The sequence below is a fragment of the Streptococcus sp. HMSC10A01 genome, assembly GCF_001807785.1.
In the GTDB taxonomy this organism is placed as follows: Bacteria; Bacillota; Bacilli; order Lactobacillales; family Streptococcaceae; genus Streptococcus; species Streptococcus gordonii.
On the sequence record NZ_KV790975.1, the window covers coordinates 73,896 to 74,301 of the forward strand.

General features: G+C 46.6%; 1 protein-coding gene. It reads right to left on the minus strand.

The genetic code is table 11. The annotated features are described in order from the left end of the window. Positions 1–406: Ig-like domain-containing protein (locus HMPREF3108_RS10975; RefSeq protein WP_256262229.1), on the minus strand; the 406-nt coding region annotated here is incomplete at both ends.

Consider the following 406-nt stretch of genomic DNA (forward strand, 5'->3'; position numbering starts at 1 on the left):
ACGTTTCACGGTGATTGGATCTGGTTTACCAACGAACTGCTTGTCTGGTGTGAAGGTTACTGTTCCATCTGGCGCAATGGTGTAAGTTCCTTGACCTGGAATTGTCTTCTCTTTACTTCCATCTTCGAAGGTTGGTTCAACTGTTTCATCAATTGGAACCAGTGGGTCGCCACCTTGGAAGGTTGGAGTACCAGTTTGAGGGAGTCCTTGAGGACCTGTGCTAGTTGCACCAGTTCCTGTAGGAGTGACCTTAGTGAATTCTGGACTGTAAGTTGCAGTGACTGAAGTGCCATTCTTATCCACACGTTTCACGGTGATTGGATCTGGTTTACCTACAAACTGCTTATCTGGAGTGAAGGTTACAGTTCCATCTGGTGCAATCGTGTAAGTTCCTTGACCTGGAATC